This is a genomic window from Bacillus cereus group sp. BfR-BA-01524, from assembly GCF_022662595.1.
GTDB classification, from domain to species: domain Bacteria; phylum Bacillota; class Bacilli; order Bacillales; family Bacillaceae_G; genus Bacillus_A; species Bacillus_A thuringiensis_S.
Window position 1 is genome coordinate 1 of the sequence record NZ_JAKUDW010000111.1, and the last position, 16,796, is coordinate 16,796.

The window sequence follows — 16,796 nt, forward strand, 5'->3', positions numbered from 1 at the left end:
GATACATAAGCAGGGAATTTCGAAAACATAGCGAATATTTCATGGTACAACTACATATTTTTTTGATTTAAAGTGGTTTCGTTTGACCTTTATTGACCATAATTGTATTATAAGACTAAGAAAGCTTTAGAAGGAGGAAATAACAGATGAATTTAATTCCTACAGTAATTGAACAAACAAATCGTGGAGAACGCGCTTACGATATTTACTCTCGACTATTAAAGGACCGCATCATTATGCTTGGTAGTGCAATTGATGACAACGTAGCTAACTCAATCGTTTCCCAGCTTTTATTCTTGGAATCTCAAGATCCAGAAAAAGATATTCACATCTACATCAACAGCCCTGGTGGTTCTATCACAGCGGGTATGGCAATCTATGATACAATGCAGTTTATTAAACCACAAGTATCAACAATCTGTATCGGTATGGCTGCATCTATGGGTGCATTCTTACTTGCAGCAGGTGAAAAAGGAAAACGTTATGCACTTCCAAACAGTGAAGTAATGATTCACCAACCACTTGGTGGAGCACAAGGTCAAGCGACTGAAATCGAAATCGCTGCAAAACGTATCCTATTCTTACGTGAAAAGCTAAACCAAATTCTTGCTGACCGCACTGGTCAACCACTTGAAGTACTACAACGCGACACAGATCGCGACAACTTCATGACAGCAGAAAAAGCTTTAGAATACGGTTTAATCGATAAGATCTTCACAAATCGTTAATACTTAAAAGCGAAAGCGGCTCGTTTAGAATCGCAGGTCGCTGGAGCTGGATACAACTAAAAGTGGAAGCGCCCTATAATTGGGCGCTTCTTTTATATATTGTTCCCCGCTCACATACCCCATCCAGTATCTCTCTAAATATATCAACGATTTTTTTAATATATCAACGGTTCGACACAACATATCGATTTACCGACAATCTCCGACAAGGACAAACCAGCTAAATACCCCTATCCGCTAATCCGCACAAACAACAAAACAAAAAAACTATCGCATATACGCGATAGCTCTTTATTGTACATATGCAGCTAATGCTTCTAAAGCCTCTTCTGCATCTGAACCTTCTGTTGTAATTGTTATCATGCTTCCAGTTCCAATTGCTAAGCTCATAATCCCCATTATGCTCTTTGCATTTACTGTCTTTCCATCTTTCTCAATAAAGATATCTGCATGAAAGCGATTTGCCTCTTGTACAAACAACGCAGCCGGACGTGCTTGTAAACCGTTTTTTAATGAAACCTGAACTCGTTTTTGAACCACAGCTCCATTTCCCCTTTAACCTCTTATTTTTTTGCTACCGTTTCCCCCGCGCGTAATTTCTCTGCAATTTCATCGATTTTACGCAAACGATGATTAATACCCGATTTACTAATTTTCCCCCCGGATACCATCTCACCTAACTCTTTCAATGTTACATCTTGATAATCTCTTCGTAGTTGCGCAATCTCTTGTAGTTTATCTGGCAATATATCAAGACCAACCGTCTCATCAATATAGCGGATATTTTCAATCTGCCTTAGCGCTGCACCAATTGTTTTATTTAAATTAGCTGTTTCGCAGTTCACTAAACGATTTACGGAATTACGCATATCACGTACGATTCGAATATCTTCAAACCTTAAAAGCGCATTATGAGCACCAATAATATTTAAAAATTCCGTAATTTTCTCCGCTTCTTTCAAATACGTAATGTACCCTTTTCTTCTTTCCAACGTCTTACTATTTAAATCAAATCCGTTCATCAGTTCACATATAGCATCATTATGTTCCTTATATAACGAAAAGATCTCTAAATGATAAGATGATGTTTCTGGGTTATTTACTGAACCACCTGCTAAAAATGCACCGCGTAAATACGATCGTTTACAACATTTTTTCTCAATCAATTCCTGTGATATATTTCGAATAAATGAAAAATCAGCTCGAACAATATGAAGATCTGCTAGTATTTCACGAGATTTTTCAACAAGTCGTACAATATACACATTATTTTTCTTCAATCGCATTTTTTTACGAACAAGTAATTCTACCGTCACATCATATCCTTTTTTCAAAAGCGTATAAATCCTTCTTGCAATTGCCGCATTTTCTGTTTGAATATCGATAGATAGACGACGGTTTGAAAAAGAAAGCGATCCGTTCATTCGAAGTAACGCCGATAATTCTGCTTTCTCACAGCATTCTTTCACTTCAAGATTCGTCAACTCTTTCTTTGTTTCTGATGCAAATGACACAGTCAACACCTCCTTATACGATTATTATGGAACAAAATTCTTGTCCTATATGAATGAGGAGCGCCACCTCAAACGAGGCAACGCACATTTATAACAATGAATATAAAATCGAAGCTAACTTTAACGTATCATGCCTTACAACACGATCATCATACTTCGCTAATCCCTCTTGAATAACATCAATATTATTTTCAGCAAAACGTTCTTCATCCACTACAACTGGTGTAGACATTTCTTCCTCATATAACTTACGTAATTCACAAGGAATCTCACGGTTATTTACAATTGCAGTATTGATAAATGGTTGCCCTAAATGATCGTGTAACGCCTGCACATGATCAAAAGCAGTATATCCCATCGTTTCACCCGCTTGTGTCATAACGTTACATACATATACCTTCTTCGCCTTTGCAGCAAGAACAGCGTCCCCAATTTTGTTAACAACTAAGTTGGGTAATATACTCGTATACAAACTTCCTGGCCCGAAAACAAGTAAATCAGCTCGTTTAATCTCGGCCAACGTTTCATGCAATGGCTCTACATCTTCTGGAGTTAAAAAGACACGATTAATCTTCTTTCCGTAATAAGGAATCTTTGATTCACCTGTGACAATTTCTCCATCTTCAAGTTCCGCATGAAGTACCGCACTTTGATTCGCTGCTGGTAATACACGTCCTCTGACATTTAATACTTTACTTGTTTCCGTAATTGCATGGAAAAAGTCTCCCGTAATCGAGGTCATACCTGCCAACAATAGATTTCCTAACGCATGACCTTTCAGTCCGTCTCCTGTTGTGAAACGGTGCTGAAATAAAGCTTCCACCAGTGGCTCTACATCCGATAACGCAACAAGTACGTTACGGATGTCACCTGGAGGTGGAATTTCTAGCTCATCACGTAATCTACCCGAACTGCCACCATCATCAGCGATTGTAACAACTGCTGTAATATCAACAGGATATTGCTTTAATCCTCTTAATAAAACAGAAAGTCCAGTCCCGCCTCCCATGATGACAATTTTAGGCTTTCTCTCTTTTTTCATCCCTTAATGGCCCTTTCTCTTCTCCACATCACGATGAGATACATGAACACTATACTCTGGTTTCAAATGTTTCCCAAGGTATTCTGTAAGCGTAACAGAACGATGCTGTCCACCTGTACATCCAATTGCAATTACAAGTTGACTTTTGCCTTCTCTTTTATAATGAGGCAGCATGAAAGTAATCAGATCCGTCAACTTCTCTAAAAACTTATGTGTCTCATTAAATTTCAGTACATAAGAAGAAACTTCTTCATCTAGTCCTGTTAATGGCTTCATATGTGGAATGTAATATGGATTTGGTAAAAAACGAACATCAAATACTAAATCTGCATCAATTGGAATACCGTACTTAAATCCAAATGACATAACATTTACACGAAATGCTTGCTCAGTTTCTGTTGAGAATAAGTGAACAATTTTTTCACGTAATTCTTTCGGTTTTAAATCCGATGTATCAAGCACAATATTCGCTCGTGCCTTCATATCTGTTAATAAATTGCGCTCTGCTTCGATTCCCTTTAACGGCAAACCAGTTGGTGCAAGTGGATGCGAACGTCTCGTTTCTTTATAACGAGTTACAAGCGTACTATCTTTCGCATCTAAAAATAAAATATGAGGAATAATCCATGTACGTTCTGATAAATCATCAAGTGCTCCCCATAAATGTTCGAAAAACTCGCGGCCACGTAAATCAATACCAAGTGCCACTTTATTCATTTTCCCTTTTGAATCCGCCATAAGCTCAATAAACTTTGGCAATAACATCGGTGGCAAATTATCTACACAAAAATATCCTAAATCTTCAAAACTTTGTAAAGCTACTGTTTTTCCAGCTCCAGACATCCCTGTAATAATTACCATTTTTATATCATTATTCTCTGTCATCGTATCCTCTCCTTGACGGTTTAACTCGGATCTAATCGATATGAAAGCAACTCAAAATCTGGGGTATATACAAATGTACCGTAGATTATGCCATTTCCTTTAATTAAATAATCAATAATGTGATAATCTCCTGGCGCCATTGCTAAATCATCAATTTTATCAAATGTATGCCAACCAATGATGCCTTCTTCGCTCTCTAGTTTGTTTTCTCCTGCAAAATCTGTCGCTAAAAAGGAGAACATCATCCATTCAGAAACAACTTTATCACCTTCTTGGATGACAAAGGTGAAGACCCCCTTTAACGCTGGGTTTTTCAAATAAATACCTGTTTCTTCGCGATATTCGCGAACAACGGAATCTCTTACAGTCTCACCACGCTCCATTTTCCCGCCTGGTGCAACCCACCAATTTCGGCGAGGTTTTTGGAGTAAGAGTACTTCATTATCTCTAATTAACACACAGTTTGTCACTCTTTGCATGTTTCTTCACCTCAGCTACTTGCAGTAAAATTCCTCACTGCATACTTCTTTCATTATACTATCAAAAACAGTTTGCTACAACGAAGGAGCCAGTCCTCTTTCGCTAAGCATATGCTACTCAGCAATTTTAAAAAAGCTTTCCATAACAAGCAATGTAAATGCTTAGACTTTTAATGAATAGCATGAAAAATCCCCTTAACGATTTTTATCGCCAAGGGGATTAAAGCCCTTATTTCTTACCGAAATAAGTAACAATCGCAAATCCTAAAATAAAGGTAATAATTGAACTTATAATTGAAAATCCGCCGGTCGGAATCCCGGGGAATACAATTACAATCGAACCGATTACAAGTCCAATAATTGCCGCAAATGTCATACTTTTATAACGATCTAATAAAAAACTAATGCCTTTACTACTTACAACGAACCCTACCATAACACCAGCACCGATAACCACGATTAAAGGTAAGTTAAGTGTAGTTAAAGCGTTAATTGCTGTTGGATACACACCAATAATTAATAAAATAAACGATCCACTAATCCCAGGAAGTAGCATGGCCATACTAGCCATCCATCCTGCGAAAAATAAACCAATTGCATTTAAAATTGTTAACGTCGTAATTGGATCTGCTGCCTTATCTGGTTTAAAGAAAGCTGTAATCGCAACAAGAATTGCTGCAACTATTAATAAAACGATGTGCTTACCTTTAAACGAAGACTTTGCATCAGCTTCCCTCATTAACATCGGTAATATACTAATAATTAAACCGAGGAAGAAAAATTGAGTCGGTTCATAATGATTTGCAAGTAAATATTTAATAACGTGACTTAACGTTAAAAATGCCGCTGCCACACCAGCTGCAAGGGGAATTAAAAATCCTAAATGTTTTTTCCATTCACGACTAAAGAATCCACTAATTGCCGCAAGCAATTGTTCATAAATCCCTAACACAACAGCGATTGTACCGCCGCTCACACCAGGAATTAAATCACTAACGCCCATACAAAATCCACGATATATATTACGCCATTCCATACTGAATAAATTCCTCATTTCTTATAGTGATTTTTTCCGTAAAGTCCAGTATATCAATAAGAAAGCTTATAATCCTTATATTTTTTGACAAAACTTTGACATTTTCACACAAAAAAAGAAGAAAGCTCCTGTCGGTAGCTTTCTTCTCACAAGGTATATTATCCCTTATTTTTCTGATACAGTTTTTAATTCCTCTAATAATTCTTCTACGTAATGTTGTGCGCTTTGTGCTGCAATACTACCGTCACCTGTTGCAGTTACAATTTGACGAAGCATTTTTTCACGAACATCACCAGCTGCGAAAATACCAGGAATTTTCGTTTCCATACGTTCGTTCGTTTCAAGGTAACCATTTTCATTTGTAATACCTAGTTCAACAAATGGTTTTGATAATGGTAACATACCGATGTATACGAATACGCCGTCAGTTTTGACTTCTTTCTCTTCTCCACTGTTTACGTCTACAAGTGTTACACTTCCTACTTTACCACTTGCTTCGTTAATTTCTTTTATAGTGTGGTTCCAAATGAAATCTACTTTTTCGTTTTGGAAAGCACGGTCTTGTAAAATTTTCTGTGCACGAAGCGTGTCACGACGGTGAACGATCGTTACTTTTGATGCGAAGCGTGTTAAGAACACACCCTCTTCAACAGCAGAATCTCCGCCGCCAATTACGATAAGTTCTTTTCCTTTAAAGAATGCCCCGTCACATACTGCACAATATGATACACCTCGGCCGCCAAGTTCTGTTTCACCCGGTACACCAATTTTTTTATACTCTGCACCGCTTGCAACGATAATTGCACGTGCTTTATATTCTTTTTTACCAGCAATAATTGTTTTGTATTCCTTACCATCGATGACTTCTTTCACATCACCGTATGCATATTCAGCACCAAATTTCTTCGCATGCTCGAACATTTTATTTGATAAGTCTGGTCCTAAAATAGACTCATAACCTGGGTAGTTTTCTACATCTTCCGTGTTTGCCATTTGGCCACCTGGAATACCACGCTCAAGCATTAATGTGCTTAAATTTGCACGAGATGTATATACTGCAGCTGTCATACCAGCTGGTCCTGCACCAATAATAACGACATCATAAATTTTTTCTTCTGACACACTATTCACTCCTATCCATTCCTACACAATTAAGTTACCCTCATTATACTGTTAGCATCATTTTTTTCCCAATGATTTGCTTATCTTATGTGTGCGTACGCTTAACAGCTTGCACATACTTTCGGACAGTCGCTACAGATACATTATATACATCTCCAAGCTCCGACTGTGTCATTTTATTTCCTTGTTCGCCGCGTACAATGTATTCAATCGCAGCTGACCAGCCGTACACATTTGTAAATATGTCTCCAGATGTATATAAACGTATGAACGTACAAAACCAAAAGTGTAAACACTCTTCAATTAATTCATCATCTTTTTTCGTATAATTGTATAATGCATCCGCGATTCGTACGCACTGCTCAAATTGTTGTAAATCAGCTGGAATACTCTTATGACTATTAAGTAAAAAGAAGTACTTTGCAAGTTGCGATACGATGGGAACACCGTTCTTCGCTTGCGTTATATCAAAGAAGAATCCAACCTTCTCCGGCGTTGACAATTCATTCATTAAATATAAAGCTAGCATTTGTTCTTCTAACGTCGCACTTTGCTGAAATGATTTTCGTAATTCTTCAAATAACACGTTTTGTCCTTCATCTGCTAAATTCAGCGCATTCCACGGTTCTTTTCCCTTTTTATCAGGATGCAATTCCACGACATGTTGCCACATTTTTTCAGCTAGTTGCTGATCTTTCACCATATAAGCAGAATATGCAAACCAATAATAAAAACTAACGTCTCCTTCGTATCCTTGACGCTTTAATAGTTTGAACCATTTATATGCATGCTCGAAATAACCAATTGTTGCAAGTGTAGTTCCCAATTTCAAACGATGTTCAAATGAAATCGGATATACTGAAACTAGCTGTCCCGCTAACGCTTCTACTTGTTTATGCTCTCCAATTGAATATAGAAAAATAAGCGTATTACAAAGCGCATGTATATTACCAGGATTTTTCTCTAAAATCATTTCTGTTAACTTCAGTGCTTTGTCTACATTACCCGATTGAAAATGTGCAATGGCTAAATTATTATGACCTGACCAAAATTCCGGATAATCTTTCGTAACAATTTCTAATGTAGCAATTGCTTCTTCCAATTGTCCATTACGAATATAGCGATTCGCTTCTTCCTGCATAACAATTAAATCATCTTCATCTTCAATCTCTTCCGCACCCATTGCTTCTTCTTCCATAATCTCAAGAAGTTCTAATGTATCTTCTACGAATTCTTTCTCTTTTGCAACTTCTAAATAACGATCCGCATATTTCTTCGCCTGTTGAAATAACCCCATATATGCATAATTATTTGCAATAAAATAATAGCACTGTTCAAGTTCTGGATTAGATCTAACTAACTTTAAGAAGATTTGATTCGACTCTTGATATTCACCAGCCTCAGATAATACTGTTGCTAATTGACATAAAATAAACGGCTCCTTCTCACTTTGTGCCGCTCTTCGAAAATATTTAATTGCATCTTGCAATTTTTGCCCTTTGTAAGCTCTCATCCCTTTTTTATAAAAGAATTCCGCTAATTGATTAAAAGAGATAACTTGTCCGTTCTCCTTATATATCCTTTGATTTTTCCCCATATATCCTCCAGTTTTTTGTTTTCTTCGTTCACACATTCTTCTATCTATAAGTATAAACGATTCCGTAAAAAACAAAACAGTATATTATACTCAATTATTTCCTTTTTATTCATAAAAAAAGAGGAGAAATGTTACATTTTCACCATGAACCTTCTCTTGCGATCATTTGCTCTTTCGTATAAATAATACGCATTGGATTTCCACCTACGAAAGCACCGCTCGGTACATCTCTATGAACAAGTGTGCCAGCTGAGACAGTCGCACCGTCTCCAATTTTCACACCTGGTAATATTGTTACATTCGCTCCAATCATCACTTCATTTCCAATGACGATTTCCCCAAGTCGATATTCACGAATTAAATATTCATGTGCTAAAAGCGTTGTGTTATAGCCAATAATCGAATTCTCTCCCACAGTTATCTTTTCTGGGAACATAATATCCGGCATTACCATAAGCGCAAATGATGTTTTCTTTCCTACTTTCATCCGTAAAAAAGTGCGGTACAACCAATTCTTCACAGATAAAAATGGCGTGTAACGCGCAATTTGGATAATAATAAAGTTTTTCATTACCTTCCAAAAAGAAACTGTTTTATACACATTCCATAATGAATTTTCTCCTGAAACAGGATAGCGCGTTGTCCGTCGCACTTAGCTCGCTCCTCTACTAACTTACTTGGACCTTTATGAACGGTTCATATTAGACAAAATCGGTAGCAAATCACTCATTTTATCTAGCATAAAGTCCGGCTTGTAAGCCTCTAAATACGCTCTACCTTTCAGCGTCCATGAAACCGCAGCTGTTTTCGTCCCCGCATTTTGACCACCGACAATATCATGATGATTATCTCCAACCATCAATGCCTCTTCTGGTTTTGCATCTAATAATTCAAGCGCTTTTTGAAGTGGCTCTGGATGTGGTTTCACATGCTCTACATCATCAATTGTCACGACAACATCAAAAAATTCATCAAGCTTTGACAACTGTAATCCCATCTCAACGGTTTGTCTCGCTTTCGTTGTAACAATACCAACTTTATAACCTTGCTTCTTCAACTCTCGAACCGTTTCATATACAGTTTCATATTCTTCTACTAATTCATCATGATGATCATGGTTAAATTCGCGATAACTTGTAATCATCTCTTCAACCTTACTTTCATCAATCTTACTGAAAGTATCATGCAAAGATGGACCGATAAATGGCAACACATCTTCACGCTTATATTGATTTGGATAATATGTATTTAAAGTATGTAAAAAAGAAGAAATAATAAGTTCGTTTGTATTAATTAAAGTTCCATCTAAATCAAATAACACTGTATTTATTCTCATTGCCTTAGTCCTTTCGCCTTCCTGAATATGAAAGAAGCAGCATCTTATAATAAGATGCTACTTTTCTCTAATTTTCCGAATATCTTTTATCAGCTTGCCCCATTTTTCGTCTCACAATAATGAAAATAATAGAAATAACAACAAGTCCAATTGACATTACTTGCGCAATACGAAGTGGTCCTAGCATTAAACTATCTGTACGTAAGCCTTCTACGAAGAAGCGTCCTACTGAATACCAAATTAAATATGTGAAGAATAACTCTCCACGGCGTAAATTCACTTTTCTTAATGCAAGTAGTAAAATTACACCTGCAAAATTCCATAATGATTCATATAAAAACGTCGGATGATAATACACACCCTCAATATACATTTGATTAATAATGAAATCTGGTAAATGAAGACCTTCTAAAAACTGTCTCGTTACTTCATCACCATGCGCCTCTTGGTTCATAAAGTTTCCCCATCGGCCAATTGCTTGTCCTAGTAAAATACTTGGTGCAGCAATATCCGCCAACTTCCAGAATGAAACCCCGCGTCGCTTTGCAAAAAGAATCCCTGTAATAACCGCTCCGATTAAACCACCATGAATCGCCAAGCCACCTTGACGAATATTAATAATTTGACTCGGGTTTTGCGCGTAATATTCCCATTCAAAAATAACATAGTACATTCTCGCAAATAGAATAGCGATCGGTACTGCAATTAATACAAGGTCAACAAATGTATCTTTTGGAATACCTAGCCTTTCTCCCTCGCGAGTTGCTAGCCAAAGACCTAATAGCACACCTGTACCGATAATAATCCCGTACCAATAAACAGGAAACGGCCCAAGTTGGACAGCTACGCGGTCAAGCTGCGGTACAGAACCTAACAGCATATGTATGACCTCCCTCTCCAATGTTTACTCCTGATTTCCTAACTCAATCGCACTCATTAATCGTTCTGAGAACTGCTGTGCTGCATTGACTCCCATACGCTTTAAACGGAAGTTCATCGCTGCTACTTCAATAATAACAGCCAAGTTTCGACCAGGACGAACTGGAAGTGTAATCTTCGTAAGTTCTGTATCAATAATTTTCATCTTCTCTTCATCAAGACCTAAGCGATCATAATTTTTCTTTTGATCCCAAATTTCAAGATTAATAACAAGTGTAATACGCTTATAATTTCGCACTGCCCCTGCACCGAATAACGTCATAACGTTAATGATACCTAGACCACGAATTTCTAATAAATGCTCAATTAAATCTGGTGAGCTTCCTACTAATGTATCTTCATCTTCTTGGCGAATTTCTACACTATCATCCGCAACAAGGCGGTGACCACGCTTCACAAGTTCAAGAGCTGTCTCACTTTTACCAACACCACTTTGACCTGTAATTAAAACACCAACACCGTAAATATCTACTAATACACCATGAACAGCAGTTGTTGGTGCTAGCTTACCTTCTAAATAATTAGTTAAACGACTTGATAATCTCGTTGTCGTTTGAGAAGAACGTAATAAAGGCATGCCTGATTCACGTGATGCTTGTAATAACTCATCTGGTACATCTTGATTACGAGTTATAATAATACATGGCGTCTCCTCGGTACAAAGCGCTTTCATTCTCTCTTGTTTTTGCTCTGTTGTTAACGTATCAAAGAACGTGAGCTCCGTTTTTCCAAGAAGCTGCACACGATCAGCTGGATAATATGTAAAGAATCCTGCCATTTCAATTCCAGGTCGTGATAAATCACTTGTATCAATCGGACGATGAATTCCTTCCTCACCACTTATTAACTCCAATTGAAATTGTTCAATTAAATCTTTTGTCCTTACTTTTGGCATATGTATAAACCTCCACTCCGCTGCGGGTTCAGTCTCGTTTGATGTAAAATTCCATTCTATCGGATATTGTACCATTTTTTTCTGGAAACAAGAAATACGGTTTCTAATAAATAGAAAAAAACATTTCATACGAATAATGAAATGTTTTTCTTTTTGTCATTTTCTCTTTTTTTCATATAGAGGTTCCACAATTGCCTTTTCAATAATCATATTAAAAATTGAAATACAAATTGCGGCAACAATCGCTACACCAAATCCTGATATATTAAAAGCATCTCCTAATAATGAATCTGCTATTTTTAACGTAATCGCATTAATAACAATTAAGAAGAAGCCGAAAGTTACAACAGTAATTGGTAGCGTAATTAAAATTAAAAACGGCTTTACGAACACATTTAAAACCGCCAATATAATACTCGCAATAATTGCAGTTTGTATATTTGCTACGTAAAATGCATCTGGTGCAATCCCTTTTAAAAGCCCCGATACAGCGATTAACACAACGCTATTTACAAGAAGTGATACAATCCATCTCATTTTCTTACACATCCTTTTGACATATATATTTCATCATACGCTAATAGACAATAAACGCAAGTATGATACAAACACTTATATCAACTTATTCTACCCTTTATGCTTGTATACCTACTAACACTTCCTTGCGAAATAAGGACCACACCACCTATGTTCATGAGTTTTCACAAAGGTCCAAGTGAAATCTTTATCTACAATATAGATATCACCTTTATACGCATCGTCTGTCTCACACAATATATCATCCATATGCAATAAACTTGCATCCTTTATTAGCAATACATCATTACAATGTTGGTAGAAAACGTAGCACTCCTTTTTCACTTCATTATGAAACGCTCTCTCTGCTTCTATTCCTTCTAAGCACTTCTTTTTCTTCATCACTTAAATGATTTGCAAAATGATCCTCCCAGCGTTTCCGAAAATATACACCCCACTTTCGGAACTCTCTTACCTTCATATTTTTCTTTCGCAACACCTCTAAAAACTCCATCTTCTCCCCCTATACAATAAAAACCGAGTGTCATTTCCACTCGGTTTTTATTCACACACTTATTGCGATAACTCTACTTCTTTTATTTTCTCTTTCATTCTTGCTTTATCACGATTTAAAATCTCTTTTAAATACTTACCTGTATACGAGCGCTCTTCTTTCACTACTTGCTCTGGCGTTCCGGAAGCAACAATTTGTCCACCTTTGTCTCCGCCCTCTGGTCCAAGGTCAACAATATAATCCGCTGTTTTTATCACATCTAAATTATGTTCAATTACAAGTACCGTCTCACCGCTCTCAACAAGACGTTGCAGCACTTCTAGAAGACGTGCAATATCATGCGCATGTAAACCAGTCGTTGGCTCATCTAAAATATATAACGTACGACCTGTAGAACGACGGTGTAATTCAGAAGCTAATTTCACACGCTGTGCTTCCCCACCAGATAATGTTGTTGCTGGTTGACCTAATTTCATATAACCAAGCCCAACATCTACAAGCGTTTGAAGTTTACGCTTAATTTTAGGAATATTGGCGAAGAATTCTACTCCATCTTCAATTGTCATCCCTAACACTTCAGAAATATTCTTATCTTTATATTTCACTTCTAACGTTTCACGATTATATCGTTTACCGTGACAAACTTCACACGGAACATACACATCTGGTAAGAAGTGCATTTCGATTTTAATAATTCCATCACCACGGCACGCTTCACAACGTCCACCTTTTACATTAAAACTGAAACGTCCTTTTTGATATCCGCGCACTTTCGCTTCATTCGTTTGTGCAAACACATCACGAATATCATCGAATACACCTGTGTACGTCGCTGGATTAGAACGTGGTGTACGACCAATTGGCGATTGATCAATATCAATTACTTTATCTAAATGTTCAAGACCTTTAATCTCTTTATGAGTACCTGGCTTCGCTTTCGCTTTATATAACTTTTGCGCTAACGATTTATATAGTACTTCATTAATCATCGTACTTTTACCTGATCCAGATACACCTGTTACCGCTACAAACGTACCGAGTGGGAATGACATTTTTGCATTCTTTAAGTTATTCTCTTTTGCGCCGACAATCTCTACTTTACGTCCATCACCTTTACGTCTTTCAAGTGGAACTGGAATAAACTCTTTACCGCTTAAATACTTACCTGTCAGCGAATTCTCATCCTGCATCACTTCAGCTGGTGTACCTGCTGACACAACTTGACCACCGTGAATACCTGCACCAGGTCCGATATCAAGTAAATAGTCAGCAGCCATCATCGTATCTTCATCATGTTCAACCACAATTAACGTATTACCTAAATCGCGCATTTCTTGCAATGTACGAATAAGACGATCGTTATCGCGCTGGTGTAAACCAATTGAAGGCTCATCAAGAATATAAAGTACGCCAGTTAGACGAGAACCAATTTGCGTCGCTAAACGAATACGCTGCGCCTCACCACCTGATAACGTACCAGCCGCACGACTTAGCGTTAAATAATCTAAACCAACATTCACTAAGAATCCAACGCGCTCCTGAATTTCTCTTAAAATTAAATGAGCTATTTTTTGTTGCTTCTCCGTTAGCTCTACATTCGAGAAAAATTCTTGTACTTCTTGAACTGAATACTTCGTTACGTCAGCAATCGTTTTATCACCAACAAAAACAGCTAAGCTTTCAGGCTTTAAACGGCCGCCTTTACACTTCGGACAAGCTTGTTCTGCCATATACTTTTCCATTTGCTCACGAATGTAATCGGAACTCGTTTCACGATAACGACGTTCAATGTTTGGAATAACACCTTCAAATAAAATCTCATTTTCCTTTACTTGACCGAATTCATTTACATAGCGGAAATAAACCTTCTCTTCCCCGCTTCCGTACAACACTTTATCAAATAAATCTTTCGGTATATCTTTCACAGGCATATCCATATCAACGCCGTAGTGATTACATACAGATTGTAAAAGTTGTGGATAGTATTGTGAACTTGTCGGTTCCCAAGGTGCAATCGCATGTTCATTTAATGATAAATCCCAGTTCGGGATAACAAGCTCTAAATCTACCTCTAGCTTTGAACCAAGTCCATCACAAGAAGGACACGCTCCGAACGGACTGTTGAATGAGAACATACGCGGCTCTAATTCTCCGATTGAAAAACCACAATGTGGACAAGCATGATGTTCACTAAATAGAAGTTCCTCTTCTCCCATTACATCGATTAACACTCGGCCTCCGCCAAGCTTTAATGCACTTTCAAGTGAATCAGCAAGACGGCTTGCGATTCCTTCTTTTACAACAATACGGTCAATTACAACTTCAATGGAATGCTTCTTATTTTTATCTAACGTAATCTCTTCAGACACATCAAGCATTTCACCATCAACACGTACACGAACATATCCTTGCTTCTTAATATCTTCAAGTACTTTCACATGTGCACCTTTACGACCAGAAACGATAGGAGCTAACACTTGCAATTTCGTACGTTCAGGATATTCAAGAACACGGTCTACCATCTGCTCTACTGTTTGTGATGTAATTTCAATCCCATGATTTGGACAAATTGGCGTACCAATTCGCGCAAATAATAAACGTAAATAATCATAAATCTCCGTTACCGTTCCGACAGTTGAACGTGGATTACGACTCGTCGTTTTTTGATCGATTGAAATCGCTGGTGACAATCCTTCAATCGTATCTACATCCGGCTTATCCATTTGTCCTAAAAACTGGCGCGCATACGCAGATAACGATTCTACGTATCTGCGCTGCCCTTCTGCATAAATCGTATCAAATGCTAATGATGATTTCCCCGAACCAGACAAGCCCGTTACAACGACAAGCTGATTTCTCGGAATGGTTACATCAATATTTTTTAAGTTATGTGCTCTAGCACCTTTTACAACGATAAAATCCTTGCTCTTACTCACTCTTTTCACCCTTCCGCTTTTAATTCTAATAGTAAATCTCTTAGTTCAGCTGCGCGCTCGAAGTCTAACACTTTTGCTGCTTCTTTCATCTCTGCTTCCATCTTCGCAATTGTCTTTTCACGCTCTTTTTTCGTCATTTTCTTAGCAGGAGTTGCTTCGTATGTTTCTGTCTCTTCAGCAGTTGTCGTTGCACGGATTACATCACGTACGCCTTTTTGAATCGTTTTCGGCGTAATACCATGCTCTTTATTGTAGGCTTCTTGTATAGTACGACGACGCTGCGTTTCTTCAATTGCAATTCCCATTGATCTTGTTATACGATCTGCGTACATAATAACTCGGCCGTTTTCATTACGCGCGGCACGACCAATTGTTTGAATTAATGAGCGCTCTGAACGTAAGAACCCTTCCTTATCAGCATCTAAAATCGCTACAAGTGATACTTCTGGAATATCTAATCCTTCTCGTAATAAGTTAATACCGACCAGTACATCAAACTTACCAAGGCGAAGATCGCGGATAATTTCAATACGTTCTAACGTTTTAATTTCAGAGTGAAGATAGTTAACTTTAATTCCTACATCTTTTAAGTAGTCCGTTAAATCCTCTGACATTTTCTTCGTTAAAGTCGTAATTAATACACGTTCATTTTTTGCAATACGATCTTGAATCTCTCCTAATAAATCGTCAATTTGCCCTTCAATAGGTCGTATATCGATTGGTGGATCTAAAAGCCCTGTTGGACGAATAATTTGTTCTATTACTTCTGGTGACTGCTCTAACTCGTACGGTCCTGGCGTCGCCGAAACGTAAATAACTTGATTCGTTTTCTCCTCAAACTCATCAAACATGAGCGGTCTATTATCTAAAGCTGACGGCAGACGGAATCCATGATCCACAAGCACTTGCTTACGTGCTTGGTCCCCGTTATACATCGCTCTTACTTGTGGCACTGATACGTGCGACTCATCCATAACAATTAAGAAATCTTCCGGGAAATAGTCCAATAACGTATACGGTGTTGCACCCGCTGGACGAAGTGTTAAATGACGGGAATAGTTTTCAATCCCTGAACAAAAGCCCATCTCGCGCATCATTTCTAAATCATAACGTGTACGCTGCTCTATACGCTGCGCTTCTAACAACTTACCGTTATCATTTAATTCCTTTAAACGCTCTTCTAATTCTTTTTCAATATTTTCAATAGCGACCTTCATTTTCTCTTCACGCGTAACGAAGTGAGATGCTGGGAAGATT

15 protein-coding genes and 2 pseudogenes are annotated in these 16,796 nt (G+C 37.7%); 1 reads left to right on the forward strand and 16 read right to left on the reverse strand.

Annotated elements, in window-relative coordinates:
- Positions 1–146: 146 nt before the first annotated feature.
- The gene (gene clpP / locus MR170_RS26065; RefSeq protein WP_001049162.1) at positions 147–728 is read left to right on the forward strand and encodes an ATP-dependent Clp endopeptidase proteolytic subunit ClpP; all 582 of its coding nucleotides are present in this window, start codon (positions 147–149) and stop codon (positions 726–728) included.
- A gap of 291 nt (positions 729–1,019) precedes the next feature.
- Here the strand turns inward: clpP and MR170_RS26070 are convergent, their stop codons facing one another.
- The 16 genes and pseudogenes from MR170_RS26070 to uvrB all read right to left on the reverse strand — a co-directional run.
- Positions 1,020–1,268 (reverse strand): HPr family phosphocarrier protein, encoded by a 249-nt coding sequence (locus MR170_RS26070; RefSeq protein ID WP_000250307.1) that lies wholly within the window; start codon positions 1,266–1,268, stop codon positions 1,020–1,022.
- Between the two features lie 23 nt (positions 1,269–1,291).
- Positions 1,292–2,242 (reverse strand): DNA-binding protein WhiA, encoded by a 951-nt coding sequence (gene whiA, locus MR170_RS26075; RefSeq protein ID WP_016079752.1) that lies wholly within the window; start codon positions 2,240–2,242, stop codon positions 1,292–1,294.
- Positions 2,243–2,330: 88 nt separating this feature from the next.
- Positions 2,331–3,284, reverse strand: a complete 954-nt coding sequence (locus tag MR170_RS26080; RefSeq protein WP_000712187.1) for a gluconeogenesis factor YvcK family protein — start codon at positions 3,282–3,284, stop codon at positions 2,331–2,333.
- A gap of 3 nt (positions 3,285–3,287) precedes the next feature.
- Complete coding sequence (gene rapZ / locus MR170_RS26085) at positions 3,288–4,169, reverse strand: RNase adapter RapZ (RefSeq protein WP_000138459.1); 882 nt, start codon at positions 4,167–4,169, stop codon at positions 3,288–3,290.
- Positions 4,170–4,189: 20 nt separating this feature from the next.
- Positions 4,190–4,648 (reverse strand): NUDIX hydrolase, encoded by a 459-nt coding sequence (locus MR170_RS26090; protein ID WP_001190080.1) that lies wholly within the window; start codon positions 4,646–4,648, stop codon positions 4,190–4,192.
- 229 nt (positions 4,649–4,877) lie between these two features.
- A complete protein-coding gene (locus MR170_RS26095; protein WP_000455196.1) occupies positions 4,878–5,684 on the reverse strand; it encodes a DUF368 domain-containing protein in 807 nt (268 codons plus the stop codon).
- Positions 5,685–5,849: 165 nt separating this feature from the next.
- On the reverse strand, positions 5,850–6,806 hold the full coding sequence (trxB, locus tag MR170_RS26100) for a thioredoxin-disulfide reductase (RefSeq protein ID WP_001288078.1): 957 nt from the start codon (positions 6,804–6,806) through the stop codon (positions 5,850–5,852).
- An 85-nt stretch (positions 6,807–6,891) separates the two neighbouring features.
- Complete coding sequence (locus MR170_RS26105; protein WP_016079751.1) at positions 6,892–8,403, reverse strand: tetratricopeptide repeat protein; 1,512 nt, start codon at positions 8,401–8,403, stop codon at positions 6,892–6,894.
- Positions 8,404–8,542: 139 nt separating this feature from the next.
- Positions 8,543–9,055 carry an acyltransferase gene (locus MR170_RS26110; RefSeq protein WP_016079750.1) on the reverse strand — a complete coding sequence of 171 codons (513 nt, stop codon included), beginning with the start codon at positions 9,053–9,055 and terminating at the stop codon, positions 8,543–8,545.
- A gap of 33 nt (positions 9,056–9,088) precedes the next feature.
- Positions 9,089–9,739 carry a pyrophosphatase PpaX gene (gene ppaX, locus MR170_RS26115; protein ID WP_001222403.1) on the reverse strand — a complete coding sequence of 217 codons (651 nt, stop codon included), beginning with the start codon at positions 9,737–9,739 and terminating at the stop codon, positions 9,089–9,091.
- A 67-nt stretch (positions 9,740–9,806) separates the two neighbouring features.
- The gene (gene lgt, locus MR170_RS26120) at positions 9,807–10,619 is read right to left on the reverse strand and encodes a prolipoprotein diacylglyceryl transferase (RefSeq protein ID WP_000924240.1); all 813 of its coding nucleotides are present in this window, start codon (positions 10,617–10,619) and stop codon (positions 9,807–9,809) included.
- Positions 10,620–10,643: 24 nt separating this feature from the next.
- Complete coding sequence (gene hprK / locus MR170_RS26125; RefSeq protein ID WP_001127251.1) at positions 10,644–11,573, reverse strand: HPr(Ser) kinase/phosphatase; 930 nt, start codon at positions 11,571–11,573, stop codon at positions 10,644–10,646.
- A 156-nt stretch (positions 11,574–11,729) separates the two neighbouring features.
- The gene (locus MR170_RS26130) at positions 11,730–12,110 is read right to left on the reverse strand and encodes a phage holin family protein (RefSeq protein WP_001267308.1); all 381 of its coding nucleotides are present in this window, start codon (positions 12,108–12,110) and stop codon (positions 11,730–11,732) included.
- A gap of 114 nt (positions 12,111–12,224) precedes the next feature.
- Positions 12,225–12,603: pseudogene (locus MR170_RS26135) on the reverse strand (DUF4275 family protein).
- A 59-nt stretch (positions 12,604–12,662) separates the two neighbouring features.
- Positions 12,663–15,539: an excinuclease ABC subunit UvrA gene (uvrA, locus tag MR170_RS26140; protein ID WP_043315555.1), complete on the reverse strand. Its 2,877-nt coding sequence runs from the start codon at positions 15,537–15,539 to the stop codon at positions 12,663–12,665.
- 5 nt (positions 15,540–15,544) lie between these two features.
- Positions 15,545–16,796, reverse strand: a pseudogene (gene uvrB, locus MR170_RS26145) (excinuclease ABC subunit B); the annotation flags it as partial.

Bases quoted from the DNA above. Each gene is read 5' to 3' on its own strand.
- hprK (WP_001127251.1), bottom strand. From the start codon at position 11,573: ATGCCAAAAGTAAGGACAAAAGATTTAATTGAACAATTTCAATTGGAG.
- MR170_RS26105 (WP_016079751.1), bottom strand. From the start codon at position 8,403: ATGGGGAAAAATCAAAGGATATATAAGGAGAACGGACAAGTTATCTCT.
- ppaX (WP_001222403.1), bottom strand. From the start codon at position 9,739: ATGAGAATAAATACAGTGTTATTTGATTTAGATGGAACTTTAATTAAT.
- MR170_RS26080 (WP_000712187.1), bottom strand. From the start codon at position 3,284: ATGAAAAAAGAGAGAAAGCCTAAAATTGTCATCATGGGAGGCGGGACT.
- clpP (WP_001049162.1), top strand. From the start codon at position 147: ATGAATTTAATTCCTACAGTAATTGAACAAACAAATCGTGGAGAACGC.
- MR170_RS26095 (WP_000455196.1), bottom strand. From the start codon at position 5,684: ATGGAATGGCGTAATATATATCGTGGATTTTGTATGGGCGTTAGTGAT.
- MR170_RS26130 (WP_001267308.1), bottom strand. From the start codon at position 12,110: ATGAGATGGATTGTATCACTTCTTGTAAATAGCGTTGTGTTAATCGCT.
- lgt (WP_000924240.1), bottom strand. From the start codon at position 10,619: ATGCTGTTAGGTTCTGTACCGCAGCTTGACCGCGTAGCTGTCCAACTT.
- MR170_RS26090 (WP_001190080.1), bottom strand. From the start codon at position 4,648: ATGCAAAGAGTGACAAACTGTGTGTTAATTAGAGATAATGAAGTACTC.
- rapZ (WP_000138459.1), bottom strand. From the start codon at position 4,169: ATGACAGAGAATAATGATATAAAAATGGTAATTATTACAGGGATGTCT.